This window comes from Borreliella burgdorferi B31, assembly GCF_000008685.2.
Lineage (GTDB): Bacteria > Spirochaetota > Spirochaetia > Borreliales > Borreliaceae > Borreliella > Borreliella burgdorferi.
In genome coordinates this window covers 789,944-816,299 of sequence record NC_001318.1, presented here as the reverse complement: position 1 = coordinate 816,299, position 26,356 = coordinate 789,944, and the positions used below count along the sequence as shown (strand labels likewise).

The 26,356-nt window shown below is 27.3% G+C and carries 28 protein-coding genes and 1 tRNA gene; 24 read left to right on the top strand and 5 right to left on the bottom strand.

Features of this window, described 5'->3' with window-relative positions:
• From flgG to BB_RS03865, 13 genes are all read left to right on the top strand, one after another.
• Positions 1–798, top strand: a complete 798-nt coding sequence (gene flgG / locus BB_RS03925) for a flagellar basal-body rod protein FlgG (protein WP_002657111.1) — start codon at positions 1–3, stop codon at positions 796–798.
• Positions 799–997: 199 nt separating this feature from the next.
• Complete coding sequence (locus tag BB_RS03920; RefSeq protein WP_002557361.1) at positions 998–1,432, top strand: hypothetical protein; 435 nt, start codon at positions 998–1,000, stop codon at positions 1,430–1,432.
• 170 nt (positions 1,433–1,602) lie between these two features.
• Complete coding sequence (locus BB_RS03915) at positions 1,603–2,610, top strand: flagellar basal body P-ring protein FlgI (RefSeq protein WP_010889818.1); 1,008 nt, start codon at positions 1,603–1,605, stop codon at positions 2,608–2,610.
• Positions 2,594–2,914: a rod-binding protein gene (locus tag BB_RS03910; protein WP_010889817.1), complete on the top strand. Its 321-nt coding sequence runs from the start codon at positions 2,594–2,596 to the stop codon at positions 2,912–2,914. Before BB_RS03915 ends, BB_RS03910 begins: the two co-directional genes overlap by 17 nt.
• Positions 2,915–3,060: 146 nt before the next feature.
• Positions 3,061–3,861, top strand: a complete 801-nt coding sequence (rpoS, locus tag BB_RS03905; RefSeq protein ID WP_002557358.1) for an RNA polymerase sigma factor RpoS — start codon at positions 3,061–3,063, stop codon at positions 3,859–3,861.
• Positions 3,862–3,911: 50 nt separating this feature from the next.
• Positions 3,912–4,793 carry a divergent polysaccharide deacetylase family protein gene (locus BB_RS03900; protein WP_002657537.1) on the top strand — a complete coding sequence of 294 codons (882 nt, stop codon included), beginning with the start codon at positions 3,912–3,914 and terminating at the stop codon, positions 4,791–4,793.
• Positions 4,790–5,830, top strand: a complete 1,041-nt coding sequence (gene tsaD, locus BB_RS03895; protein WP_002557356.1) for a tRNA (adenosine(37)-N6)-threonylcarbamoyltransferase complex transferase subunit TsaD — start codon at positions 4,790–4,792, stop codon at positions 5,828–5,830. Before BB_RS03900 ends, tsaD begins: the two co-directional genes overlap by 4 nt.
• Positions 5,805–6,599, top strand: a complete 795-nt coding sequence (locus BB_RS03890) for a PfkB family carbohydrate kinase (RefSeq protein ID WP_002656605.1) — start codon at positions 5,805–5,807, stop codon at positions 6,597–6,599. The genes tsaD and BB_RS03890 overlap by 26 nt, the downstream gene beginning before the upstream one ends.
• A 148-nt stretch (positions 6,600–6,747) precedes the next feature.
• Positions 6,748–7,839 carry an undecaprenyldiphospho-muramoylpentapeptide beta-N-acetylglucosaminyltransferase gene (gene murG / locus BB_RS03885; protein ID WP_002657532.1) on the top strand — a complete coding sequence of 364 codons (1,092 nt, stop codon included), beginning with the start codon at positions 6,748–6,750 and terminating at the stop codon, positions 7,837–7,839.
• Positions 7,836–8,324, top strand: coding sequence for a CvpA family protein (locus BB_RS03880; protein ID WP_002557352.1), 489 nt, complete (start codon positions 7,836–7,838; stop codon positions 8,322–8,324). Before murG ends, BB_RS03880 begins: the two co-directional genes overlap by 4 nt.
• Before the next feature lie 9 nt (positions 8,325–8,333).
• Complete coding sequence (locus tag BB_RS03875) at positions 8,334–9,380, top strand: hypothetical protein (protein ID WP_002656659.1); 1,047 nt, start codon at positions 8,334–8,336, stop codon at positions 9,378–9,380.
• Complete coding sequence (locus tag BB_RS03870) at positions 9,377–10,525, top strand: two-component system sensor histidine kinase NtrB (protein ID WP_010889816.1); 1,149 nt, start codon at positions 9,377–9,379, stop codon at positions 10,523–10,525. The genes BB_RS03875 and BB_RS03870 overlap by 4 nt, the downstream gene beginning before the upstream one ends.
• Positions 10,526–10,527: 2 nt before the next feature.
• Positions 10,528–11,883 carry a sigma-54-dependent transcriptional regulator gene (locus BB_RS03865; protein ID WP_023003305.1) on the top strand — a complete coding sequence of 452 codons (1,356 nt, stop codon included), beginning with the start codon at positions 10,528–10,530 and terminating at the stop codon, positions 11,881–11,883.
• A 251-nt stretch (positions 11,884–12,134) separates the two neighbouring features.
• Here BB_RS03865 and BB_RS03860 read toward each other — a convergent pair whose 3' ends face one another.
• On the bottom strand, positions 12,135–13,022 hold the full coding sequence (locus tag BB_RS03860; protein WP_023003304.1) for a LysM peptidoglycan-binding domain-containing M23 family metallopeptidase: 888 nt from the start codon (positions 13,020–13,022) through the stop codon (positions 12,135–12,137).
• A gap of 110 nt (positions 13,023–13,132) precedes the next feature.
• Here BB_RS03860 and BB_RS03855 point away from each other — a divergent pair, with 110 nt between their 5' ends.
• Together BB_RS03855 and BB_RS03850 are read left to right on the top strand one after the other, a co-directional pair.
• Positions 13,133–13,462, top strand: coding sequence for a nucleoside triphosphate pyrophosphohydrolase family protein (locus BB_RS03855; protein WP_002557347.1), 330 nt, complete (start codon positions 13,133–13,135; stop codon positions 13,460–13,462).
• A gap of 39 nt (positions 13,463–13,501) precedes the next feature.
• On the top strand, positions 13,502–14,359 hold the full coding sequence (locus tag BB_RS03850) for an undecaprenyl phosphate translocase family protein (RefSeq protein ID WP_002657522.1): 858 nt from the start codon (positions 13,502–13,504) through the stop codon (positions 14,357–14,359).
• A gap of 12 nt (positions 14,360–14,371) precedes the next feature.
• Here BB_RS03850 and BB_RS03845 read toward each other — a convergent pair.
• From BB_RS03845 to BB_RS03835, 3 genes are all read right to left on the bottom strand, one after another.
• Positions 14,372–14,454 (bottom strand) — tRNA-Leu (locus BB_RS03845).
• 67 nt (positions 14,455–14,521) lie between these two features.
• A complete protein-coding gene (locus BB_RS03840) occupies positions 14,522–15,181 on the bottom strand; it encodes a hypothetical protein (protein WP_002665764.1) in 660 nt (219 codons plus the stop codon).
• 46 nt (positions 15,182–15,227) lie between these two features.
• Positions 15,228–15,824 carry an ATP-dependent Clp protease proteolytic subunit gene (locus BB_RS03835; RefSeq protein WP_002657518.1) on the bottom strand — a complete coding sequence of 199 codons (597 nt, stop codon included), beginning with the start codon at positions 15,822–15,824 and terminating at the stop codon, positions 15,228–15,230.
• Positions 15,825–16,024: 200 nt separating this feature from the next.
• Here BB_RS03835 and BB_RS03830 point away from each other — a divergent pair, with 200 nt between their 5' ends.
• The 6 genes from BB_RS03830 (at position 16,025) to BB_RS03805 (ending at position 22,458) form a co-directional block, all read left to right on the top strand.
• Positions 16,025–17,092, top strand: coding sequence for an NAD(P)/FAD-dependent oxidoreductase (locus BB_RS03830; protein WP_002661162.1), 1,068 nt, complete (start codon positions 16,025–16,027; stop codon positions 17,090–17,092).
• Between the two features lie 191 nt (positions 17,093–17,283).
• The gene (locus BB_RS03825; protein WP_002657513.1) at positions 17,284–18,243 is read left to right on the top strand and encodes a ribonuclease Z; all 960 of its coding nucleotides are present in this window, start codon (positions 17,284–17,286) and stop codon (positions 18,241–18,243) included.
• A gap of 8 nt (positions 18,244–18,251) precedes the next feature.
• On the top strand, positions 18,252–19,181 hold the full coding sequence (locus tag BB_RS03820; protein ID WP_002655975.1) for an ABC transporter ATP-binding protein: 930 nt from the start codon (positions 18,252–18,254) through the stop codon (positions 19,179–19,181).
• A complete protein-coding gene (locus BB_RS03815; RefSeq protein WP_002557338.1) occupies positions 19,178–19,912 on the top strand; it encodes an ABC transporter permease in 735 nt (244 codons plus the stop codon). The genes BB_RS03820 and BB_RS03815 overlap by 4 nt, the downstream gene beginning before the upstream one ends.
• Positions 19,913–19,916: 4 nt before the next feature.
• On the top strand, positions 19,917–21,425 hold the full coding sequence (locus tag BB_RS03810; protein ID WP_023003302.1) for a GldG family protein: 1,509 nt from the start codon (positions 19,917–19,919) through the stop codon (positions 21,423–21,425).
• Positions 21,426–21,444: 19 nt separating this feature from the next.
• Positions 21,445–22,458, top strand: coding sequence for a DUF4340 domain-containing protein (locus tag BB_RS03805; RefSeq protein ID WP_002657509.1), 1,014 nt, complete (start codon positions 21,445–21,447; stop codon positions 22,456–22,458).
• A 216-nt stretch (positions 22,459–22,674) separates the two neighbouring features.
• On the opposite strand, the gene BB_RS03800 is transcribed toward BB_RS03805, so the two are convergent.
• The gene (locus BB_RS03800; RefSeq protein ID WP_010889815.1) at positions 22,675–23,949 is read right to left on the bottom strand and encodes a hypothetical protein; all 1,275 of its coding nucleotides are present in this window, start codon (positions 23,947–23,949) and stop codon (positions 22,675–22,677) included.
• Positions 23,950–24,047: 98 nt separating this feature from the next.
• Between BB_RS03800 and BB_RS03795 the strand changes: the two genes are divergently transcribed.
• From BB_RS03795 to BB_RS03785, 3 genes are read left to right on the top strand one after another with little or no spacing between them, the layout of a single operon-like run.
• Positions 24,048–24,506: a septum formation initiator family protein gene (locus tag BB_RS03795; RefSeq protein ID WP_002663748.1), complete on the top strand. Its 459-nt coding sequence runs from the start codon at positions 24,048–24,050 to the stop codon at positions 24,504–24,506.
• 6 nt (positions 24,507–24,512) lie between these two features.
• A complete protein-coding gene (locus BB_RS03790) occupies positions 24,513–25,493 on the top strand; it encodes an ABC transporter permease subunit (RefSeq protein ID WP_010889814.1) in 981 nt (326 codons plus the stop codon).
• The gene (locus BB_RS03785) at positions 25,493–26,353 is read left to right on the top strand and encodes an ABC transporter permease subunit (protein ID WP_002656250.1); all 861 of its coding nucleotides are present in this window, start codon (positions 25,493–25,495) and stop codon (positions 26,351–26,353) included. Before BB_RS03790 ends, BB_RS03785 begins: the two co-directional genes overlap by 1 nt.
• Positions 26,354–26,356: the final 3 nt, after the last annotated feature.

The following is a 26,356-nucleotide window of genomic DNA, read 5'->3' as shown; positions in this document are numbered from 1 at the left end:
ATGATGAGAGCATTATGGACAGCAGCAAGTGGAATGACTGCACAACAATACAATGTAGATACAATTGCCAATAACCTTTCAAATGTAAATACTACAGGATTTAAAAAAATAAGAGCAGAATTTGAGGATCTAATTTATCAAACCCATAACAGAGCAGGAACCCCTGCAACTGAAAATACTTTAAGACCACTTGGAAATCAAGTTGGTCACGGAACAAAAATTGCTGCCACCCAGAGAATATTTGAACAAGGAAAAATGCAATCCACAAATTTACTCACTGACGTTGCCATTGAAGGAGATGGATTTTACAAAATTCTTCTACCTGATGGAACTTATGCATATACTAGAGATGGGTCATTTAAAATCGATTCTAATCGAGAGCTTGTAACAAGCCAAGGATACAAAGTATTGCCTAATATACTCTTCCCAGAAGAATATATCCAAAACTCAATTACAATATCTGAAGAGGGAATAGTATCGGTAAAAATTGATACCAGCAACGAACCAATAGAGCTTGGGCAAATTGAAATATCAAGATTTATCAATCCTGCAGGACTAAGTGCCATTGGAAGCAATTTATTTAAAGAAACAGCTGGATCAGGCCAAGAAATAGCAGGAATACCAGGAAGTGAAGGCATGGGAAGACTAAGGCAAGGCATACTTGAAATGTCAAATGTATCTATTGCTGAAGAAATGGTAACAATGATAGTAGCTCAAAGGGCTTATGAAATAAACTCAAAAGCTATTCAAACTTCTGACAATATGTTAGGAATTGCAAATAACTTAAAAAGGCAATAAAATAAAAAAAAGATTATTTATTTTTATTTTATTTTTCACAACAAGCTCAATTATAAGAGCTTCTCATGATTTATGTTTCAACATTGCGCCTAGTAAAACATATTTCTTTTCAAAGAAGTATTCAAAAATATGTAACAATCAAAGCTTATCAAAAATATATATCCCCCCACATTTAACAAAAAAATCAATAATTTTTGAAATGATTTATTACATTACAAAAAATTTATCAAATGAAAATATCTATATACTTCAATTTAACTTTGATGAATCTGAAATAAACATAGAAGATAAATTTTTCAAAAAAGTAAAATTTAAGGTAAAAAGCAACAATTCATACAAAAATATTCCAATTGAAAAAACTCTTGTTTATTATGCAAAAAACTTTGAAAGCTACAAAAGACACAATTACATCAATATGTACATTGATGTAATCGAGCCAATTGTATTTGCAAAAGAAAATCTAAAAAAAAATGAAATCCTTAATGAGTACAATACATACTTTAAATACAAAATTAACACAACAAGAATAAATGATGTTTTAAGTCTAAATGAATTAAACAATAGCAAATACAAAGTTATACGCAACACAATCAAAAATGAAGAGATAAGATTAAATAAGGTGCAAAAAGAATAATACCTAATTTTATCTTCCTTTTCTAAAAATTATTATTTTAATCTCCCTTAATGCAGCTAATATTTAACAAATCAAGGATTAATTAGTAATTTAACGAAAAAAGTTTCATTAATTGCAATAATTGATATAAAATAATAGATATTAAAGAAATACAATAAATAAGGTAAAGAATGAACAAACTAATGTTGATGTTAATTACATTTGCAACGAGTCTATTAGCCCAAACAAACAAAGCTTCAACAGGACTAAAAACAGATCAATCATTTAACAATAGCCTATCTGAAAGCGTAAAATTAAAAGAAATTGCGGATATTTATCCCACAAATACAAATTTTTTAACAGGTATTGGAATAGTAGCGGGACTTGCTGGAAAAGGAGACTCTATAAAACAAAAAGACCTTATAATTAAAATTTTAGAAGAAAACAATATAATAAATGAAATAGGCTCTAATAACATAGAAAGTAAAAATATTGCACTAGTAAATGTCAGTCTCCAAGTAAAAGGTAATACAATCAAAGGTTCAAAACATAAAGCTTGCGTTGCATCAATACTGGACTCAAAAGATTTAACAAATGGAATACTTTTAAAAACAAATCTTAAAAATAAAGAGGGGGAAATAATAGCAATTGCATCAGGAATTACACAGCCCAATAATAAATTAAAAGGATCTGGATATACTATAGATAGTGTAATAATAAATGAGAATCAAAATATTAACCACAGTTATAATATAATTCTTAAAAAAGGAAATTATACATTAATAAATAGAATTCATAAAATATTAACCTCTAAAAAAATCAACAACAAAATTAAATCAGACAGCACAATAGAAATAGAAGCAAAAAACATAAGCCTATTAGAAGAGATTGAAAATATTAAAATAGAAACCAACCCCAAGATATTAATAGACAAAAAAAATGGTATTATTTTAGCAAGTGAAAATGCAAAAATAGGAACTTTTACATTTTCCATTGAAAAAGACAATCAAAACATTTTTTTAAGTAAAAATAACAAAACAACAATTCAAGTAAACTCAATGAAATTAAATGAATTTATATTAAAAAATTCCAACAATCTTAGCAATAAAGAATTAATTCAAATAATTCAAGCTGCGCAAAAAATTAATAAATTAAATGGGGAACTTATCTTGGAGGAAATTGATGGAAACCAAAATTAATTCACAAAATCTAAAATTTAAAAATCAAATAAATAATTTTAAAAATTCTGTAGAAATAAAAAAATCCTTTCAAAAAAACGAAGATCTTCGAAAAGCTTCTTTAGAATTTGAAGCTATGTTTATCAAGCAAATGCTTGAAAGCATGAAAAAAACTCTTAACAAAGATCAAAATTTGCTAAACGGAGGCCAAGTAGAAGAAATTTTTGAAGATATGCTTTGCGAACAAAGAGCAAAACAAATGGCACAAGCTCAAAGCTTTGGCCTTGCCGATTTAATTTACAATCAATTACAAAAAAGTAAATAATTCAAAAAATACTCCCCCTAAACTCAAAATTATATCCTATTTAGTTTAAAACCATTTTTAAATTAAATTGGCACAGTTTTTGCATGGAAATTAAGTAGTAAAAACTTAATCACAATATTCAAGAAAGGGGAGAAAATATAATAACTATGAACATATTTAGTAATGAGGATTTAAACATATATTTAAAATCAGTAAGAGAACACAAGCTAATTACTCACGAAGAAGAAATCAAACTTGCAGGACAAATACAAAGAGGCAATGCAAAAGCAAAAAACAAGATGATAAATGCAAACTTGCGACTTGTTTTAAAAATAATAAAAAGATATGCGGGTAAAGGGTTAAAAATTGAAGACTTAATTCAAGAAGGCAACTTGGGATTAATAAGAGCTGCTGAAAAATATGACCCGAATAAAAATACCAAATTTTCAACTTATGCATCATTTTGGATTAAGCAATCACTACAAAGAGCATTAAACACTAAAACCAGATTGGTAAAAGTCCCATACAGAAAAGAAAATCTAATACTACAAATAAATAAATATTTAACAGAAGAAGAAAAATCGCCCAAAAAAGAAGAAATAATGAAAAGATTCAACCTATCTCCTGCTCAGTATATAAAAATTATTCCCTATCTTGAAAAAGAATATTCTCTGGACAAAGAAATAGAGGGATCTGAAAATTCAACACTCTTGAATCTATACGAGGATAATTCTTTTAACCCTGAAATTACCCTTGAACAAGATTCAACTCTAAAACATTTGAATTATATACTTGAAACAAAATTAAATGAAAAGGAAAGATACATAATTAAAAAAAGATATAACCTGGACAATAGTCCCAAAAAAAGCACCTTAAAAGATATTTCAACAGAACTTGGAATATCATCAGAAACTGTAAGACAGATTGAAAAAAGAGTTCTTAAAAAATTAAAAGAAGAAATAAATTAACATTGACATTCATGACATGTTCTGGTCTACTTGTAAGTCAGTGGTCATGAATGTTTGTATTTTATATTAAAAAAAACAAGTTTATTATTGTAATTTTTATTATAATTTCTATTGTTATTGCAATAACTCAGGCATTTGCAAGTTTTTTATATTTTAATGACAATTCAAAAATTGCAAATGCCCCACTTAAAAATAGGTTTGAAAAAACACAAAAAGAAAGCTTAATAATAAAAAACAACAACGAGGATAAAAAAGCCAAAAGCAAACCTAAGTTTTACTTAATCATTGACGACGTGGGCTATGATGAATTTATGTTAGAACAATTTATAAAACTTAATCTTAAAATAACTTATGCTATTATTCCATTTTTACCAAAATCAATGAGTTTATACAAAAAACTAAAAAATGCTAACAAAACAGTAATAATACATTTCCCAATGCAATCAAAACATAGAAATTCAATAGAAAAATTTCATATAAACATAAAAGATAAAAAAGAAGAAATACACAAAAAAATCGAAAAAGCATTTAAAAAGTATCCTGATGCAAAAATAATGAATAACCATATGGGAAGTTTAATCACTTCAAATAAAGATTTGATGAAAATCATTTTAGAAAAGCTTAAAGAGATTGACAGATATTTTTTCGACAGCGTAACTATTGCAGGAAGCGTACCAGAAATAATAGGCAAAGAAATTGGAGTTAAAGTAGAAAAAAGAGACGTATTTCTTGATAGCAAAGACACAGAAGAGTCCGTAACAAAGGAGCTTGAAAAAGCAAAAAATATTGCTAGAAAAAATGGAATGGTAAAAGTAATAGGACACATTTGGTCTAAAAATACGCTAAAAGTCCTTAAAAAAGAAGGACCTGATTTAAACCAGGAATTCGAATTCGACAACTTATTAAATCTTTACGAGGAAACAATCAGATGAAAGTGCTTGGAATAGAAACCTCTTGTGACGACTGTTGCGTAGCTGTAGTAGAAAATGGAATTCATATTTTAAGCAATATAAAATTAAATCAAACCGAACACAAAAAATATTACGGCATAGTGCCTGAGATTGCCTCAAGACTTCATACGGAAGCTATTATGTCTGTTTGTATAAAAGCACTAAAAAAGGCAAATACTAAAATATCTGAAATTGACTTAATAGCTGTAACATCTAGACCTGGACTTATTGGATCTTTAATAGTTGGATTAAACTTTGCCAAAGGTCTAGCAATTTCATTAAAAAAGCCCATTATTTGCATTGATCACATCTTGGGTCATCTTTACGCCCCTTTAATGCACTCAAAAATAGAATATCCATTTATATCATTATTATTAAGTGGTGGACATACATTGATTGCTAAACAAAAAAATTTCGATGATGTTGAAATACTTGGAAGAACTCTAGATGATGCTTGTGGAGAGGCTTTTGATAAAGTGGCAAAACATTATGATATGGGATTTCCGGGAGGTCCAAACATCGAACAAATATCTAAAAATGGAGATGAAAATACATTTCAATTTCCAGTTACCACCTTTAAAAAAAAAGAAAACTGGTATGATTTTTCATACTCTGGACTAAAAACAGCTTGCATACACCAACTCGAAAAATTCAAAAGCAAAGATAACCCAACAACAAAAAATAATATAGCTGCAAGCTTCCAAAAAGCTGCCTTTGAAAATCTAATCACCCCACTAAAAAGGGCAATAAAAGATACTCAAATCAACAAATTGGTAATAGCAGGAGGTGTTGCAAGCAATTTATATTTAAGAGAAAAAATAGATAAGCTTAAAATACAAACTTACTACCCTCCTCTTGACCTTTGCACAGACAATGGAGCAATGATTGCGGGACTTGGATTTAATATGTATTTAAAATATGGAGAAAGTCCAATTGAAATTGATGCAAATTCAAGAATAGAAAATTATAAAAACCAGTATAGGGGGAAAAATAATGAAAAGAATTTTAGCAATGCATGATATTTCAAGCATGGGAAGAACATCTCTTACAATATGCATACCAGTAATATCTTCGTTTAATATGCAAGTTTGTCCTTTTGTGACAGCTGTCCTTTCTGCTTCCACAGCTTATAAAAAATTTGAAATAGTGGATTTAACCGATCATTTAGAAAAATTTATCAATATATGGAAAGAACAAAATGAGCACTTTGACATACTCTATACCGGATTTCTGGGAAGCGAAAAACAACAAATAACAATAGAGAAAATAATTAAATTAATAAAATTTGAAAAAATTGTAATTGATCCTGTGTTTGCTGACGATGGAGAAATTTACCCTATATTTGATAATAAAATAATTAGTGGATTTAGAAAAATCATAAAGTACGCAAACATAATAACACCCAATATCACAGAACTTGAAATGCTAAGCAAAAGCTCAAAACTTAACAACAAAGATGATATCATAAAAGCAATATTAAATCTTGATACAAAAGCGACGGTAGTTGTTACAAGCGTTAAAAGGGGAAATCTCTTGGGAAACATTTGCTACAATCCTAAAAACAAAGAATACTCGGAGTTTTTTTTAGAAGGATTAGAACAAAATTTCAGTGGAACAGGAGATTTATTTACCAGCTTACTTATAGGATATTTGGAAAAATTTGAAACAGAGCAAGCCTTAGAAAAAACAACAAAGGCTATTCACCTAATAATAAAAGAGTCAATTAAAGAAAATGTTTCAAAAAAAGAAGGGGTCCGAATTGAAAATTTCTTAAAAAATACATTTTGAATTTAAATTCCATTAAATTCAATTTTTAAGATTGAATCAATTTCTTGGTACAAAGGAAATACTGATATTGCAATATATTATTAAAATAAAATGTGAAAAAATTTATTACAAAGTAAATGCTTTATTGTTTTCATGAGTAAATAAAAATATGTCAAATAAAAAAATAATATTTTTTACAGGGGGAGGAACTGGGGGTCACGTATTTCCAGGAATTTCCATCATACAAAAATTAAAAGAATTTGATAATGAAATTGAATTTTTTTGGATAGGTAAAAAAAATTCTATAGAAGAAAAACTAATAAAAGAACAAGATAATATTAAATTTATTTCGATTCCATGCGGAAAACTTAGACGCTATTTTTCTTTTAAAAATTTTACTGACTTTTTCAAAGTAATACTTGGAATAATAAAAAGCTTTTACGTTTTAAAAAAATATAAACCTCAGCTTATTTACGCAACCGGAGGATTTGTTTCAACTCCTGCAATTATTGCATCCAGCTTGCTAAAAATAAAAAGCATAACCCATGAAATGGATCTAGATCCCGGACTTGCAACAAAAATTAACTCTAAATTCGCAAATAACATACACATAAGCTTTAAAGAAAGTGAAAAATACTTCAAAAATTACAAAAACATTATTTACACAGGATCTCCTATAAGAAGAGAATTTTTAAATCCAGATCCCAAAATAATCAAACAATTGACACAAAACACTAACAAACCAATTATTAGCATACTTGGGGGATCTCTTGGCGCTAATGCTTTAAACAACCTTGCACTCTGCATTAAAAAGGATGCTGAAATCTACTTCATCCATCAATCGGGGAAAAATTTAAATGACCTAAGCGAAAAGAATTACCTTAGAAGGCAATTTTTTAACGCAGAAGAAATGGCAAGTATAGTTAAATTTTCTAATCTAATAATAAGCAGAGCCGGAGCTGGAGCAATAAAGGAATTTGCAAATGCTGGTGCATGTGCAATTTTGATTCCATTTAAAAAAGGCTCTAGAGGAGATCAAATTAAAAATGCAAAATTACTAACAAATCAAAATGCCTGCATTTATATAGATGAAGATGAAATTTTAAATATAAATATTTTAAAAATTATAAAAAAAACTTTAAAAGATAGAGAAAAAATCAACTCTCTCAAAGAAAATATCAAAAAATTCAATAATAAGCATTCTTCAACTTTAATAGCCAAATTGCTAATAAAAGATATTAAGGAGACAAAATCTAAATGATAATAAACGATCCTGTAAAAATAACTGGAATAGTAGACATATTAATAATAATAATTTTTACATCTTTGGGATTTAGAGGATTTTTAAGAGGATTTATTAAAGAAATTAGCGGATTTGCTGAAGTTTTTGTTTTAATCCTACTGCTTTACAAAAAAACTGAAGAATTTAGAAGGTTTGTTGAACCTATTATTGAGCTATCCTACATTCAAGCACTACTTGTATTTTTTTTGCTTATACATATAGGATTTTTAATACTACAATCCCTAATAGAATCAATAATAAGTCAACTTAAATTGCTATTCTTCAATAGAATACTAGGCTTAGTGCTTGGCCTACTTGAAGCTTTTGGAATAATTGCAATCGTGGTTTACATAATACACTCACAACAAATATTTAAACCTGAATATTTCCTAAAAGAAAGCAAACTACTTGATTATTTAAATCCTGGAATAAACTATCTCTTTAAAATTTCAAAAACAAAATAAGGGCCAGCAATGACAATGCTTCCAAAAATTGCAAAAGAGATAATAAACGAATATGATCAAAAAATACTGCCAAATGCAATTCTTTTACTAGGAGAAAAATTTTCTTCAAAAAAGATTAGCGCAATTGAGCTTGCAAAAAAAATATTAAACGGAAAAAACTTAACAAACCCTAATTTGCTCATTTTCTCAAATCTTGACACAGTAGAAGCAAAAGCACATCTTTCTACAAATTCGCAAAAGATAGCAAATAAATACCTAGAATATATTAAAACTGTAATTTTTACCAAATGTTATTTCAGCAATGAAAAAAATTTAAAAAAAATAGAAAAAAATATCAACTACATTAATTCTGTTTATTATGAAAAAGAATACAATGAAAACATAAAAAATGAGCTTATAAAAAATATAGAAAATATAAACAAAGAATTAAATCATAGCATTACTGTTTATGATGTAAAAAAAATTCAAACTTGGATTTTTTCTGAAAAAGAAAAACCAAAGGTAATCTACATAAACGAAATCGAAAATTTATCATTTAATGTCCATAACTCACTTTTAAAAATATTGGAAGAGCCTCCCTCAAATATTTACTTTATCTTGGCAGCAAGAAATAAAAACAAAATACCAAAAACAATACTTTCAAGACTTAGAGTCTACAATTTCGCAAAACTAGACAGAAGCTTAGAAATTCAAAGATTTAAAGAAAGCTTTCTAATAAATAAAGATATAACAATTGAAGAGTATTTCGCCTCATTTTACAAAGAAGAAAGCAAAAAAATAAAAAAAGAATTGGCAAAAATTCTAAATATAATAAAAGAAAAAAAATCCATATTTAATCTTGAAGAAGTCGACTTTATAAAAGATGAGCAAAGCTTTAAAATATTTTTAAACGAACTTACAATTAACATTAGAAAAGATTTTTTAGAAAACAAAATAGATATTAATCAATATCTAAAGTACACAGAGCATTTGAAAAATATTTACAAATATCGCCCCTATAATCAAAATAAAAAATTAATAATAGAAAACTTAATGCTAAATTATGAGGAGATATGAATAATTTTTTCAAAAAAGCTTTAACAAAGCTAAACAAATTATCTAACGAACAAAAAACTAAATTTATTGAACAAATTTACAAAAAAATAGAAATATATGACGGAATATTTGCATCAATTAATGAAGGAATCATTGTACTTGACAAACAAAACAATATAATCTATGCAAACAAGATTTTATACCAAATTTTAGCTTTAACATCTAAATCAAAAATAGAAATTCTTGATGACATTCAAATTCCAAACTTAATAAATTTAATAAAAGAACTAGTTAGAACAGAAGATAAAATAATAGGATTAGAAGTTCCAATCTCAAACGGCATATATATTAAAATCTCATTTATGCCTTATGTAAAAGAAAAAAAACTTGAAGGCAACATTATTTTAATCGAAGACATTAAAGAGAAAAAAAAGAAAGAGGAACTATTTAGAAGAGTTGAGGCTTTGGCCTCTTTTACAAGGCATGCAAGAAATATTGCCCATGAAATCAAAAACCCACTTGGAGCAATCGATATAAATTTACAACTGCTAAAAAAGGAAATTGAAAAACAAAAAATGAAAAATGGTAAAGCTGAAAATTATTTTAAAGTAATAAAAGAAGAAATAAACAGAGTAGATAAAATAGTAACAGAATTTTTACTAACTGTCAGACCAATAAAAATTAACTTACAAGAAAAAGATATTAAACAAGTAATAGGCAGCGTATGTGAATTGTTAAATCCTGGATTAGAAAATAAACACATAAAACTATTGCTTAATTTAAACAAAATAAGCAATATTCTCATTGATGAAAAACTATTAAAACAAGTTATTATAAACATCGTTAAAAACGCAGAAGAAGCACTGCTTGAAACAAAAAAAGAAATAAAAAAAATAGAAATTTTTCTCTTCGAAAAAGACAATAAAATACATATCAACATAAAAGATAACGGAAACGGAATAAAAGATGGGGTAAAAGAGGAAATATTTAAGCCTCAATTTAGCACAAAAGAAAAAGGAAGTGGAATAGGACTTACTATTTCTTATAAAATAATAAAAGAGCTTGGAGGTGAAATTTTTGTGGAAAGCAAAGAGGGCAAAGGCACTATTTTTACAATTACGCTGCCTAAACTAAATAAAAAAAATATTTTAATTGAAGGGTATTGAAAATGAGCAAAATACTTGTAGCTGATGATGAAAAGAATATTAGAGAAGGAATTGCTACTTATCTTGAGGATGAAGGATATTTTGTTTTCACTGCTAGTGACGGAGAAGAAGCTCTTGAAACAATTGAAAATGAAAATCTTGATGTAATAATATCTGACCTGAGAATGCCCCAGATATCTGGAGAAAAATTGCTCAAAATAGTTAAAGAAAAAAACTTGGGAATACCTTTTATTATTCTAACAGCCCACGGAACAGTTGATTCTGCTGTAGATGCCATGAGAGAGGGTGCTTATGATTTTTTAACAAAGCCCTTAGACCTTGAAAGACTTTTGCTAATAATAAAAAGATCACTAAATAAAAAAGAAAATAACGATAATGAAAATGCTAATTTAGAAAATATACTAATAAGAAAAGATCTAAAATACTATGAAAAAATCATGGGAAAATCCCTATTAATGCAAAAAATTTTTGAACTTGTAATAAAAATAGCAAAATCAAATGCATCTATTCTTATAACGGGCGAAAGCGGTGTTGGTAAAGAAATAATAGCAGATGCTATTTTTGATCTTTCAAATAGAAATGACAAACCATTTATAAAAGTAAATTGCGCAGCACTTTCTGAAAGCATTCTTGAAAGTGAACTTTTTGGCCATGAAAAAGGAGCATTCACTGGAGCAATTTCCAAAAAAAAAGGCAGATTTGAACTTGCAAACAAAGGCACAATTTTTCTTGATGAGATAGCAGAAATTTCACCTGAAATTCAAGTCAAGCTTTTAAGAGTACTGCAAAACAAAACTTTTGAACGTGTTGGGGGAGAAGCTACAATTAAAGTTGATATCAGGCTTCTGGCTGCAACAAACAAAAACATTGAAGAGGAAATTAAAAAGGAAAAATTTAGAGAAGATTTATTTTATAGATTAAATATCATTAATATAAACATACCGCCTTTAAGAGAAAGAAAAGATGATATATCTTATTTAACAAACATACTAATAAAAGACGTCGCAAAGGAAAACAATAGAGAAGAAAAAACTCTTTCTAATGATGCAATGAAAGCTCTCTATTATTACGATTGGCCAGGAAATATTAGAGAATTAAAAAATGTGCTTGAAAGTGCATTAATATTATCAAAAGGCAAACAAATCACTAAAGAAGATTTGCCAGCAAAAATCAAAAATAATGAAAATCTTATATTTAAAATAACACTACCAATNGGAATTAGCCTAAAAGAAGCTGAAAAAGAAATAATAAAACAAACACTTTTTCATTCCAAAAACAACAAAAGCAAATGCGCCGAAATACTAAAAATAGGAAGAAAAACTTTACACAATAAAATAATCGAATATAATATTGATTAATAGGATTTATTTTAAATTATTAAATTATAATGGGTACAAAAAAATAATACTGCTTTAAATTCCATGTATATTTTTGAAACCAAAAAATTTTTTAATGCCAATAATTATATTAAAATGAAACACTTTCTTTTAAAATCATGGCGCAAAAGTGTAAAAATATTTTTATCAAACAAATAATTATACACCATTATTTGTTAATAATCAATACAATTTGATAATTTAATATATTTAGCTGGCTACAGAGCCTGACCTTACTTTAAAAACTTTAAAGGGTTAATAGGAATATTTTTTTTTAATATTTCAAAGTGCAAATGAGGACCAGTTGCGCGACCCGTTTGCCCAACCNTTCCAAGAAATTCTCCCGATTTAACAAAATCACCTATCTTTACAGAATATAAATTTAAATGCCCATAAAGAGATTTAATATTATTTTTGTGACCAACCACAACAAAATTCCCATAAAGATCATTGTATCCAGCTTCAATAACTATTCCAGAAGAAGAAGAATACACTTCAGCATTCATTGGAGCTGCAAGATCTATTCCTGTATGGAAACTTTTGTTGCCAGTGAAAGGGTCATTTCTAAATCCAAAATCAGAACTAACAATAAATTTTTTTAAAGGAAAAATAAAATTGGCATTTAAGAAAAAAAGCAATTCTGTGCCTGAAAAAAGTCCAAAATCTGGATTCTTAACAAAATCAAAAAAATAAAATTCATAAACTCTGTCGTTCCTTTTAATTTTTACCTTTTCAGCTTTAGCAAGATCCCTTGTTGCTAAAAGCAAATTATTAAATCTATAATCTTTACTATCAAAAACAAAAACTCCTTTTTTACTGGGAATAAGAATCTCTTGCCCAACACTCACAGCAGGAGAATCTAATAAATTAATAGTAGCAATGCCGGACTGCCATCCATTTATTTTATTGGCAATTTTAAAAAAAGTATCCCCTTTTTTAACTTTATATGAGTAAAAAAACAGAGGAATATGTTGTTTTTTGTTATATTTTAAAACTTTAATTTTAAGATCAGAAAAAACAGGATCTTGCCTTGAGAAATTTTTTATTTCTGGATAAGAAAAAACATAAATTATTTTTAAAAAAAAGAAACCTGCATTAAATAATAAAAAAATTTTACTCATACTATAAATTCTTTAACGATTAATTAATCAAATATAATAAAAAACATAAAAAAAATAAATCCTATTTGGACTTGCAAATAATAACAAACTGTAATAAACTGTCTCTCAACATGGAGCTAAACGAATACCAAGAAAAAGCAAAAAAAACTGCTAAATACAAAAATAAAAAAGAAGAATTAATTTTAACAACACTTGGTCTTGCTGGTGAAACTGGAGAAGTTGTTGAAAAAATAAAAAAATTGGGAAGAGATAAAAATTACATTATTGATGATGAGTATTTAATATCAATTAAAAAAGAGCTTGGGGACGTATTATGGTACTTGTCAAGTTTAAGCAATAATTTAGGCATTACGCTTGAAGATGTTGCCCTCACAAACCTAAAAAAAATACAAAAACGACATGAAAATGGAACAATAAATGGCGAAGGCGATGACAGATAAGGCATTTAAATTTAAAATACTCAAAGTTTAAAAATAAAAATGCTTAATATTTATATCAAGGGAATTTTACTTGGAATTGCAAACATAATCCCAGGGGTTTCTGGGGGAACGCTGGCTTTAATATTAAAAATTTATTACAAAATAATAAACTCCATCTCAGAAATCTTAAAGCTCACAGAAATTAAAAAAAATTTAATGTTTTTAACTATTTTGGCAACAGGAATGTTAACCTCAATATTATTAACTGCAAAAATATTTAAAACTTATGCTTTTGACAATGGAATAATAGAAGCACTGCTAATAGTATTTTTCATAGGATTAGCATTTGGAAATATACTAACACTAAAAACAGAAATATCTATAAAAGAAATAAATAGTAATACAAAAATATTAAATAATTTATTGTTTTTCATTGGTATGAGCATTATTGTACTCTTCTTAATACTCAAAGAATCTAATATACAATTGCAAAGTACAATACCTAAAGACAAAAACTCAATAAAATATTACTTATTATTGATATCCTCTGGAACAATAAGCGGAGCATCAATGATCTTACCGGGAATCTCAGGATCTGCAATGCTTTTACTGCTTGGCTTTTATAAAGAAATAATACTTATTGTGTCTGAATTTAACATTATTCTTATTACAATATTTGCAGCTGCTGCAACAATGGGAATAATTACATCAATATTAATAATAAAGAAAATAATAGATAAGCACTTAAATAATTTTATTTATTTATCAAAAGGCTTAATTTTTGGATCAATTCTACAAATGATATTAATTGTATTAAAATTGAACTTTAAAATCGGCTTTACATCTTTTACATCTCTGGGAACATCATTCATACTGGGAATCTTTATAAACAAAAAATTGGCTGAGAAATATAAATAAAAAATTTAAAAATACCGAAGACCGGACTTGAACCGGTACGAGCTTCCTCCTCAGGATTTTAAGTCCTGTGTGTCTACCAATTCCACCACTTCGGCATAGAATAATATAATAAATAATAATATATTGCAATGTCAAGTTAAATAAGAAAATAAATATAAAAACTCAATTGATAACTATTTTTTGAGGAAAATTCTCAACAACATAATTGCTATGCAAATAATCTGCAATTACAAACATAAATGAATATAAAGAAACCCTAGCAAAAAAATTAGAAAAAACTCTAAAATCAATTTTATTTGCTAACATTGAAGTGTAGTTTGAATCATTTATTAAGCTAAAAAATCCATTTTTGATTAATAAATCAAAAATAACAAATTCAGATTCATCTAAAATAAACATCAATTTATCCATTTGGGCTTTTAAATATAAAATTTGTTCACTAATTTGCAAATTGGCAATACTTTTAATAAAATCCTTGCTTAAATTATAAATAACAATACCATAGTGATTATTCTCAAATTTAAAATCCACAAGCAATCCTAATTTTAAATCGCAAGAATCTTGCATTACACTTAAAACTTTAATATTTATTTTGCGCTTAGAAAGAATGCTAACAGAAAGGCCACTACCTTGATCAATAAAATAAGCATTCTTAAAAGCTCTAAATAAAACTCTATTATTAATTAAATCAAGAACATTTTTATTCTTAAGATTCTTAATAATTATTAAATCAAAACTTCGATTTAGAATATTATAAGCAGAATCAAGTAACCCTTGAGAAAAATCATCATTTAAATTAAAATTTGCAACCTTAAACTCCAAAACACTAAAATCTGTATCTACAACATTACAGGAAAAAAATAAAACACTAAGCGGAAATAAACTCTTCAAGTTGATACTTTGTCTCAACAACTTCAAATACAAGCCCATACTTTTTTGCAGCACTACTATCCAACCAAAAATCTCTATCAGTATCCTTTTCTATTTTAGAAATTTTTTGACCCGTTTCTTTTGAAATAATATTATTAAGTTCTTTTTTAACTTTATTTAACTCATTAGTGTAAATCTCAATATCTGTAGCAACTCCCTTAAATCCACTCAAGGGCTGGTGCAATAAATATCTGGCAAAGGGCAGTGAAAATCTATTTTCTAATTTTGCAGCCAAAAAAATTAAAGCAGCAGCGCTAGCAACAAGCCCTACTCCAACTGTAAAAACTTTAGGCTTAACAAAGCGAATCATATTAAAAATAGCAAATCCAGCATCAATGTCGCCTCCTTCTGAATCAATATACACAAATATAGGCTTTTTAAAATCTAGAGCCTCTAGCAATAATATTTTTTCCTGAAAAAGCCTGGAAACATCCTTGGTAATCTCACCAGCAATAACTATTGATCTGCTCTTTAAAACTAACTTCAATGATTTATCATGCAAAACACAAGCATCATTATCTTCTTTCCCGGTCATAAAACATCCCTTATACAAAAACATAATGATATATTATAATTGAAAATAAAAGGTTTTTAAATGATAAAAAAGCACAAAAATTAAACAATTGCACTTAATTTCTGAAAAGCAAAAGACTAATAAATCTTTAATCAAGCTTCATTAAAGTTAAAAAATACTCTAAATTTTACAAATTAAGTAAAATTAAAAAGGAGTTTATAATGCACCATGAATTTGCGGTTATCGGAGGGGGAATAGCGGGAAGCACCGTTGCTTACGAACTGCTTAAAAGAAATAAAAAAGTAATTCTTTTTGATAATGAAGATACAAAAGCAACAATGGTAGCGGGCGGGCTTATTAATCCTATTATGGGTAGAAAAATGAACATTGCCTGGAAAGAACCACATATTTTTGAATTTGCAAAAAACTACTATCAAGAAATTGAAAAAACCATTAAATCCAAATTTTTTATAGAAAAAAATATCTTTAGACCCTTTACTACTGAAAATCAAAAAAATGAACTGATTGATAAACTTGAAAATAATAAAAACATAACAAACTTTATTTTAAAAATACAAGATGGAAAAACTTACAATTTCTCAAACGACTCTAACGGCGGAATGATAATAAAAGGCGCCAGGGTTAATACAAAAACATATATAAAAAATATTAAAAAATACTTAATCGAAAAAAATTCTTACATAAGCAAAAATATAAACGAAAATAAAATTAAACTTGGAGAAAGTTTTTTCAAAATAGAAGATTTTAAATTTGAAAAATTAATATTTGCAAAAGGGTATAAAGAAAAACTCAAAGGATTTTTTTCTTATCTCCCATTTGAGCCTGCAAAAGGCGAAATCATTATATTAGAATGCAAAAAATTAAACTTTAAAGAGATTTACAATAGACACATATCTTTAATTCACTTAAAAGGCAATAAATTTTACCTTGGAGGCACTTACGAATGGAACACTTGGAATACACTTACAAATGAATGGGCAAAATTAGAGCTATTGAAAAAATTTAAAAAAATAACAAATCTAAAATGCAAGGTCATTGCTCAAAAAGCACATATAAGGCCTTCAACTCTTGATAGAGAACCTTTCTTGGGAGAACATCCTAAGCATAAAAATATCTTTATATTAAATGGTTTTGGAACAAGGGGCGTATCTATGGCTCCATACTTATCTAATTTATTAGTTAATAATATTGAAAAAATTGACAAAATTCCAAATCATTACAATATTAAAAGATATGCAAAATATTACAATATTTTGGATCATTCTTAAAATCAAAATTTTTAAATCCATACATACTGACAAACGACTACTATTAATATTTCTAAATTCATAAAAAAATAATATAATGTTTAAGTTAAGCTAAAATAATTCTTATCCAAAGAGAAACTAAGAGTGAAACAAGATTTAACAAAGCAAATAAAATTAATTGACACTTACAAAACAAACCAGGAGAATAATCTTTGGGATTTAATATTAATATCATAGGAACTGGAGGAACAAGGCCACTCCACAATAGATATTTGTCATCCGTACTAATCGAATACGATGGAGATAACTTTTTGTTCGATTGTGGTGAAGGAACCCAAATGTCTTTAAGGAAACAAAAAATATCCTGGCAAAAAATAAAAATGATTTGCATTACACACTTACATGCTGACCACATCACGGGACTACTTGGAATAGTAATGCTAATGTCACAAAGTGGAGAAACAAGAAAAGAACCATTAATAATCGCTGGACCTGTTGGAATAAAAAACTATACACAAGCTAATATAAATATGCTTAAAATATATAAAAACTATGAAATAATTTATAAAGAAATAATCATAGATAAAACCGAAAAAATAATATATGAAGATAAAACAAAAAAAATTGAATACACTAAACTAAAACATTCAATAGAATGTGTTGGATATTTATTTATAGAAAAAGATAAACCCGGCAAATTCAACACAGAAAAAGCAGAAGAGCTAAATATTCCTAAAGGGCCTATTAGAAAAGCCCTACAAGATGGAAAAGAAATATTGGTAAACGGAAAAATTATAAAGCCATCAGAAATACTTGGAAAATCTAAAAAAGGACTAAAAGTTGCATACATTACAGATACTGGTTATTTTAAAGAACTCATACAGCAAATCAAAAATTTTAACCTTGTAATAATTGAGAGCACATTTAAAAATGAGCTAAAAAAAGAAGCCGATAAAAAACTTCACTTAACAGCTGGCGGGGCTGCAAATATTGTCAAGCAAGCAAAAGTTTTACAAACAGGACTTATCCATTTTAGTGAAAGATATACATTAAGAAAAGATCTTGAAAACTTACTAAAGGAGGCAAAATTGGAACATCCAGACGGAGAAATTTTTTTAACAAGAGATGGAATGAGGCTTGAAGCAAACAAAAATAACTTTATTATTAAATAGGAGGGTATATGATAAATGTAGAAAAAGTTACTAAAATGTATGGGCCATTTACAGCACTATTTAATGTTAGCTTTAAGGTTGAAGAAGGCGAAGTACTTGGTATACTTGGCCCAAACGGAGCCGGAAAGTCCACATTAATCAAAATCTTAACATCATTTCATTATCCAAGCAAAGGTAATGTAAAAATTTTTGGAAAAGACATTGTAGAGCATTCGAAAGAAATACTACAGCAAATAGGATATGTTCCTGAAAAACTAGCTCTTTATCCAGAGCTTTCTGTTAAAGAATATTTAAAGTTTATATCAGAAATAAAAGGTGTTAAAAAATTAAAAAAAGAAATTGACAGAGTAATAAGCATATTCAAATTAAAAGAGGTTGAAGATAAGCTGATTTCTCAACTTTCAAAAGGATTTAGACAAAGAGTAGGAATAGCTGGCGCTTTAATAAACAATCCTAAACTTGTAATACTTGATGAGCCAACAAACGGTCTTGATCCAAATCAAATAATTGAATTTAAAGAATTTTTAAGAGAACTTGCAAAAGAAAGTACAATATTATTCTCTTCGCACATACTAAGCGAAGTAGAATCTATTTGTAAAAGAATAATTATTGTCAACAACGGAGTAATTGTTGCTGATGACACAAAAGAAAATATTATTAAAAATAAACTTAAAGAGATTGAAATAGAATTAATAGTTTCAAAAAAATCTGAAAATGAGAAAAAAATTTTCAACAGCAAAAATGATATTTTTTCATTAATAAAGCTTGAAGAACACGAAAAAGACTTAAATATTTCATTAAAACTATCTCAAGGCAAAACAGAAGAAGATCTCTTTAGCTACATAGTAAAAAATAATATAATCTTAAAAGCAATGATTCCAAAACATGAAAGCCTTGAAAAGATATTTAGCAAATTAACCAAGGAGAGAGAAAAATGAAAATAGATTTAAAGCAATCTTTATCGCTTTCTAAAAAAGAACTAAAAATATTATTTGGAACCCCAACTGCATACGTTGTGATGCTATTTTTTTTAATATTCATAAACTTTTCATTTATTTTTTTATCAGGATTTTTTATTAAAGACAATGCATCTCTTACCTCTTATTTCTCTTCAATGCCTATTATTTTAATGTTGGTACTGCCAGCACTTAGCATGGGAGTATTCTCAGAAGAACACAAAACAGGAAGCATTGAACTTCTTTATGCTCTACCGCTAAGTCCTCAAGAGATAGTCTTGGGCAAATTTATTACGCTTAAAATATTTACCTTAATACTATTCTCACTTACCCTACCTCTTACAATAATGACAATTTTCATGGGCGAATTTGATCTTGGGATAATATTGCTTCAATATCTAGGAATAATTCTTTATTCTCTTTCTGTGCTAAGCATGGGAACATTTATATCCTCCATTACAAAAAGCCAAATAGTCTCTTACATTCTTACCGTATTTACACTGATATTAATACTATTTTCTGGGAAATTGGTTATGATCTTTGGAAAAGAAAATATAATAGGAGAAATACTTAATTTTGTTTCAATAACCAATCACTTTAGCTATTTTAATATGGGTATATTAAACTTATCAGACTTTATTTATTTTATTACATTCACAGTCACATTTCTAATACTAAGCACACACAGCATAACACTAAAAAAATGGAGATAAATTTATGAAAAACAAAGAAAATGAAGTTTTAAACCTAACTTTGAACCTTACAATAATCTTTTTGATTTTTTGTAATATATCTATTTYCATTTTTAAAATAGACTTTACAAAACACAAAGCTTTTACAATATCTAAAGTTACAAAAAATTTGTTCTCAAGTGCAAATGAAACAATATATATAACATATTACAATTCAGGAAGCCTTGAAAACTATTTTGCTTTTCCAAACCAAATAAAAAATTTTTTAATAAGTTTTTCTGATGCTTCAAAATGTAAGGTAATTTATAAAGAAATTGACGCTGATAAAATTTCAACACCATTAGAGCACATTGGTATTCCCTCTCAGCAAATCGACTTAAGAGATATTAATCAGCTTTCAATACTCAAAATATACTCAGGAATTGAGATTATTTACGAGGGAAAAAGAGAAGTAATACCGGTTGTAACAGAAATCAGCAATCTAGAATATGACCTTGCAAATGGACTTGACAAACTAATAAATAATACCAAAAAAGTTTTAGGACTTGCTTTTGGAGACAGCACTTTAAAAGAAGCACATAAAAACTTTTCCGAAATAATGAAAAAAGCATTTGGAATTGAAATAAAAGAAATAGATTTAAAAACTGAAAAATTAGAAGACATTAGAAAAGATATAAATGGATTATTCATTATTGGCGCTAAAGAAATTGACGAAGAAATTGCAAAAAAAATTGACGATTTTATTGTTAATGATGGAAAAATATTTGTTGCAACAAGCACAATTGACTACAATCCTCAAAATCCATATGGCATAACTCCTATTAAATCCAGCCTATTTGATCTATTTGAAAGTTATGGGATAAAATACAACGATAATATTATTCTTGATAAAAGAGCGCCCACAATCTTTTTGGGTGGCAATTTCCAAACTTACTATCCATGGATCTTAATAGACAAAAGCAATATTGTAAAAAAAGACATGCCATTGCTTAAAAATTTTTATACCGCTACAATTCCTTGGAGCAGCTCATTAGAACTTATAAAAAAAGATGAAACAGAAGTAAAATTTTTACCTCTATTTGCAAGTTCCAAACAATCATGGCAAGTTAAAGAACCTAACCTTTCAAACATATCTTTGAATGCATTTGAAGTTCCAAATAAATTTGAAGAGAATAAAACTAAAATACTAGGATATGCAATTGAAGGAAAAATTAAAAGTCCTTATAAAGATCAATATTCCAAAAATTCTAAAATAATCCTAACAGGATCAAGCATGATATTTAGCGATTATATGTACAACGGGTCTCCATCAAACTTTGAACTATCAGGAAGAATTTCGGATTATTTAATGCAAAAGGAAGAATTTTTTAATATTAAGTCCAGAGAGGTACGAGCTAAATTAAAATTTGCAAGCTCTTCAAACGAAATGGTCAATGCAAAGTTTTCATTAATAATTGTTAACTTAATTATTCTTCCAACAATAATATTAATATTTGGACTTGTTAGATTTACTAGAAAAAGAAAAGCAAATTAATAAGAACAAAGGAGTGTTTATGACAAAACCAAAAATATTCTCAATCAATAAAGAAAAAATAAAAATATTGATAATAGTAGTGTTAACATCTACATTCTTATTGGGAATAATTTTTTCAAATGAAAATAAAGTAGCAAGGATCCTTGAAGAAAAATTTTTTGATTTTGACTTTAATTTAATTTCTAAAATTGAAACAGAGCTTGAAGGAACGCTAACAAAACTTGGCAAAGATTGGATTTTAACATACAATAAACAAAATATTCCTGTTGATAACAAAAAAGTCAACTCTCTAATCAAAGCATTAGACGAGCTTCAAAAAAACAAGCTTGTAAGTAGAGATCAAAAAAAACACAAGGAACTAGGAATTGGAGAAAATCCAAGCTTTAAATTATTTGACAATAATAATAAGCTGTTAACAGAAATTTTTGTTGGAAAATCAGGAGAAGGCGATTCAAGACTGGCATACATTAAAGGTAGTGACGAAAATGTTTACTTAACAAAAAACATTTTCTTATCATACAAAGGAAATTCTTACAATACATTTTCAGATACTACATTGTTCCAAGAAAAAAACACAAAATTAGAAAATTTATCATTCAAAATAATAAGAAAATTAAACAAGGAAAATGAAAATAACATAAATAATAACTATGAGATTATCAGTAAAGATGGCCTTTATTTTTTAAATAACCAAAAAATGACAAAAGAAAGGCCTTTAAATATTATTGCTGAATTTAAAGCTGACGGACTTGAAATTGATAAATCTAAAATAGATGATTATAATCTTCAATACAAAATTGAAGTCAAATGGAGCAATAAAAGTGTCAATAATATTGAAGTTTATTTTAATAAAAACGAAGAAAATGACAAAGACATATTAATCAAAAAAGATAAAGATGAATATTACTACACGACTAGCAAATGGACTTTTTTTGATGTATTCGACTTAGAAAAAAAATTAACAGAAAAAGATGATATTTCTAGCAACGATAATCAAGAAGATCATCATGAACATCACAACAATGCAGATTAATCTTGCTATATATAAAAAGCATTAAAAGAAAAACATATAAAAATAAATATAATTAAAATATACCATGACAAAGACAACATTTTATCAAAAGATAAGATGTTGTTTGGCTTTACTGATATATCTTTTAAATTAAAATTAATATCAAACAAACCGCTCAGTTATCAAATATTAATTTTAAGAATTTTTATAAAAAATAGAACTTAAACGAATGGATTTTCAACCTTTAGTAAGTAAAAATTTAACTTTTTTTAAAACTTCATACTCTTGTTTAATTTTAAAAATATTTCTATTAGGATTTAACTCAAGTTCACTTTCTACCCTATCAATAAAATTTATTAATATGGCTTTTTCATCGCTATTTAGCACAACATTACTTAAAGATTCTTCAGCATTAAATTTGCTTACAACCTTTTCAACATCATTAAAATTAAAATTAGAAGGAAAAGGGTCCTTAGTTATGCTTTGAGAGCTGGGCTTTTCATAATTAGCAACATCATTACTTTGGTCTTGATCTGATTTATCTCTCAAATTATCATGCAAATTTTTCTCTCCAGCATTAGAAAAAGAGCCTTCGGCAACCGTAGAATCCAGATCCTCTTTTAAAATATTTTCAAAATCATCAAATTCTTTTGACTCAAAACGTTCACCAAAGCTTTTAAGAATCGCACAATTATCACCATTCTCATGCTCAATGTTTTCATTCTCATTAATTAAATCCAAACGTTGTTTATTATTATCTACAAAGCTCTCCAATTTTCGAGAGTTATCGCAATTAGCAATAGAATAGGGATCTTCTGCTCCCACTTCATGTTCCAAAGAAGAACTATTATCCAAATTTTTATTAACAGAATCTAACAGTTTATCTGGCTCTGTAGTAAAACTTTCCAATTTTTTACTGTGATCGTTATTATTATTTAACTCCATATTTCCTATGGACACATTATCACTGTCAACATTAATATCCTCTTTTTTAAGAATATTATTAGAAAAATTATCAGCCACATGTAAATTGTTAGTCAAATTCAAATCTTTATCTCTATTAAATTTAACATCGTGCTGAACTTCTTCATTTTCTTTTGGGGTATAATTGATACCTTCAAGCAGCGCATCTAATTCTTCTTGACCAATAGAAATATTAGGCAAATTATCTTCTTTTTTTGAAAATGAATCATCCGTCTCGGATGATTTTTTTTCAAAATCCTTCGAATCATAAGAAATAAAATCCCTTTGAACAAACTTAAGACTATTATCAAGCATTTCTTTTTCAACTCTCTCAACACGAAGCTCAACACCCTTTAAACAATTAATCAGCTCGCCGTGCCTTTCTTTTAAGATGTTATCGAGTTTTAACAGCTTTTCATCCAAAAAAGTTTTAAGATTATCTGGGGCTATAGAAACAATATCAACAGACTCACTTCTTAAAAATACCTTTTCAATATCAAAATTAACTTCCTTGGGACCTTCTTTGATAAAAAAAACACTTTCCTTCATGCCAAACTTGCTCTCCAAAACTACTCAATAAAACTACAATCTAAAGCAATTTTAACTACTTGTAAATATAGTATATTAAGAATATAATTACAAGCTATATGACTATTTATAAAAAAATTGCAATGTCTTTTTACTCAGGAATACTAAGCTACTTTATAATAGCTCCCATATTTGGAGAGAGAGGATTTGTTAATTATCAAAAATTGGATAACAACTTAACATTAATAAAAAATCACATCGAAAAACTAAAAGAAATTCAAAAAGAATTAAAAGCAAGATATATTAACCTACAAGTATCTAAATCGGAAATTCTAAAAGAAGCTAAAAAATTGGGCTACTACCCAAAAAACTCAACAGTAATAAAAACCAACAATAATAAAGATCAATATAACCAAGGGCAAATATTAACCTTACAAAAACCCCTTTCCAAGAATCAAAATTTTTACCTTATATCAATAGCAATAGGTTTAATTTATTATTTTTTATCAAGCTGCATTATCCAAACCAAGAAAATTACAAAAATCAATAAACTTGCTTCCAACAACTCTAAGGATTAGTCTTTATTGAAAATATTTATTTTTAAAAATACAATATATTTATTAATTAATTTAATTTGTGCATCATTTTTTTGCGTATCGTTAGTAAATCTTTTTTCAAATGAACAACAGTATACTCCTTTTGTTAAAACAAATGTCATAAAAAATTACTTACAATACATTGGAGTATATAAAAGTATAGAAAGATATGCCCTGATACATGACTTTAACCCTAAATCAAAATTAGAAAAAGATTGCTTTTTGAAGCATATAGCTGGCAATTCATATATAATATACAAAACAAAAAATGAAGGAATGCTGTGGGGCGATCATCGATACTCTCTGCTGAGCAAAGGAAAGCCAACTACTAAAATAATTTTTCAAAAAATATTTAATACTTTAAAAATCTCAATTCCAGGCGCCCTACTCTCTTATATTGCGGCAATAATCCTTATTATAATTTGGAAAATTTACATAAAAAATAATCTAATAAATAATATTCTAGAATATTTAATGCTATTGCTCCACTCCATGCCAAGAAACTTAACAGTATTTTTAATACTGTCTTTAATATATTACCTTAATTTAAATCCAAAAAATTTAATAATGGGTGGATTTGCATGGTTTTTTTCATTCTTCATATTTAATTCTGTAATTTTTAAACAATCTCTTGACAAAACTTTATCAGAATTTTACATAAAAGCTGCAAAATCAAGAGGAATAAATAAATTGCAAATAATCTTAAAACATGCATTAATTCCATCAATAACACCATTACTCACAAACATGAGACCTATTATTACAACAGCTTTTTTTGGAGCATCAATGATTGAATCAATGTTTGAAATTGATGGAATTGGGGCCTTATATTTAAATGCTTTGAAATTTAACGATTATGCTATTTCTAAAGATTTGATTTTTATTGGCGTTTTCATTATGCTTATTCCAAATATAATAACAGATATACTAATTTACAAAATTAACCCATATAAGGACACTCTAAACTAATGAAAACAGATACAATAATAAAAAAAATTTATATCGTACTCTTTAATATATTTATTGTGTTGCTAATTATTACTCCGTCATTGGTTAATGAAAATTCAAAAATTGCAATCTATAAAAAAGATCCAAATAAAGTCTATTTAAAATCTATTAAAAATGTACCTATGCCACCCACAAAAGACAACCCATTAGGAATCGACAAAATGGGAAGAGATATTATGGCAAGATTAATAATTGCAACCAGAAACTCTATTTTACTTTCACTAAGCTACGCAACAATTTCTGCAATAATTGGAATCTTTATTGGAACAATCATTGGCATGTTTAGTTTTGAAATTTGCATGCTGATTTCAAAACCAATTGAAACATTGCAAACATTACCTTTTTTTTACGTTGTGTCTTTAGTTTTTTATTACTTTTTAAAACAAAAAACTTACAATATGCTTCAAACAGCAACACTATTAGCATTGATTCATGGATGGATTAGATTTGCTTTTATTGCAAGAAACAATACATTAATAATAAAAAATTTAGATTATATTAAAGCCAGCGAAGCTATGGGAGCAAGCAAAATTAGAATAATATTGTATCATATTTTTCCAGAAGTATTCTCATCAATATCATCTATAATCCCATTACAAATGGGAAGAAGTCTTACTACTTTTGAAGTAGTAAGTTTTTTACAAAAACAAGATAAAAATCTATATCCCAGTCTTGGAGAACTGCTCAACTATATGCAAATGGGCAATAAATATCTATGGATATGGATCAATCCCTTACTCATATTAATAGGCATAAACATAATACTAGCAATTATAAATTTTAAGCTAAGAAAAAAAATGAAACATTTAATATCATCTTAAATA

Coding starts and splice junctions, on each gene's coding strand:
- flgG (WP_002657111.1), top strand. CDS start 1: ATGATGAGAGCATTATGGACAGCAGCAAGTGGAATGACTGCACAACAA.
- BB_RS03920 (WP_002557361.1), top strand. CDS start 998: ATGATTTATTACATTACAAAAAATTTATCAAATGAAAATATCTATATA.
- BB_RS03915 (WP_010889818.1), top strand. CDS start 1,603: ATGAACAAACTAATGTTGATGTTAATTACATTTGCAACGAGTCTATTA.
- BB_RS03910 (WP_010889817.1), top strand. CDS start 2,594: ATGGAAACCAAAATTAATTCACAAAATCTAAAATTTAAAAATCAAATA.
- rpoS (WP_002557358.1), top strand. CDS start 3,061: ATGAACATATTTAGTAATGAGGATTTAAACATATATTTAAAATCAGTA.
- BB_RS03900 (WP_002657537.1), top strand. CDS start 3,912: ATGTTTGTATTTTATATTAAAAAAAACAAGTTTATTATTGTAATTTTT.
- tsaD (WP_002557356.1), top strand. CDS start 4,790: ATGAAAGTGCTTGGAATAGAAACCTCTTGTGACGACTGTTGCGTAGCT.
- BB_RS03890 (WP_002656605.1), top strand. CDS start 5,805: ATGAAAAGAATTTTAGCAATGCATGATATTTCAAGCATGGGAAGAACA.
- murG (WP_002657532.1), top strand. CDS start 6,748: ATGTCAAATAAAAAAATAATATTTTTTACAGGGGGAGGAACTGGGGGT.
- BB_RS03880 (WP_002557352.1), top strand. CDS start 7,836: ATGATAATAAACGATCCTGTAAAAATAACTGGAATAGTAGACATATTA.
- BB_RS03875 (WP_002656659.1), top strand. CDS start 8,334: ATGACAATGCTTCCAAAAATTGCAAAAGAGATAATAAACGAATATGAT.
- BB_RS03870 (WP_010889816.1), top strand. CDS start 9,377: ATGAATAATTTTTTCAAAAAAGCTTTAACAAAGCTAAACAAATTATCT.
- BB_RS03855 (WP_002557347.1), top strand. CDS start 13,133: ATGGAGCTAAACGAATACCAAGAAAAAGCAAAAAAAACTGCTAAATAC.
- BB_RS03850 (WP_002657522.1), top strand. CDS start 13,502: ATGCTTAATATTTATATCAAGGGAATTTTACTTGGAATTGCAAACATA.
- BB_RS03835 (WP_002657518.1), bottom strand. CDS start 15,824: ATGACCGGGAAAGAAGATAATGATGCTTGTGTTTTGCATGATAAATCA.
- BB_RS03830 (WP_002661162.1), top strand. CDS start 16,025: ATGCACCATGAATTTGCGGTTATCGGAGGGGGAATAGCGGGAAGCACC.
- BB_RS03820 (WP_002655975.1), top strand. CDS start 18,252: ATGATAAATGTAGAAAAAGTTACTAAAATGTATGGGCCATTTACAGCA.
- BB_RS03815 (WP_002557338.1), top strand. CDS start 19,178: ATGAAAATAGATTTAAAGCAATCTTTATCGCTTTCTAAAAAAGAACTA.
- BB_RS03805 (WP_002657509.1), top strand. CDS start 21,445: ATGACAAAACCAAAAATATTCTCAATCAATAAAGAAAAAATAAAAATA.
- BB_RS03800 (WP_010889815.1), bottom strand. CDS start 23,949: ATGAAGGAAAGTGTTTTTTTTATCAAAGAAGGTCCCAAGGAAGTTAAT.
- BB_RS03795 (WP_002663748.1), top strand. CDS start 24,048: ATGACTATTTATAAAAAAATTGCAATGTCTTTTTACTCAGGAATACTA.
- BB_RS03785 (WP_002656250.1), top strand. CDS start 25,493: ATGAAAACAGATACAATAATAAAAAAAATTTATATCGTACTCTTTAAT.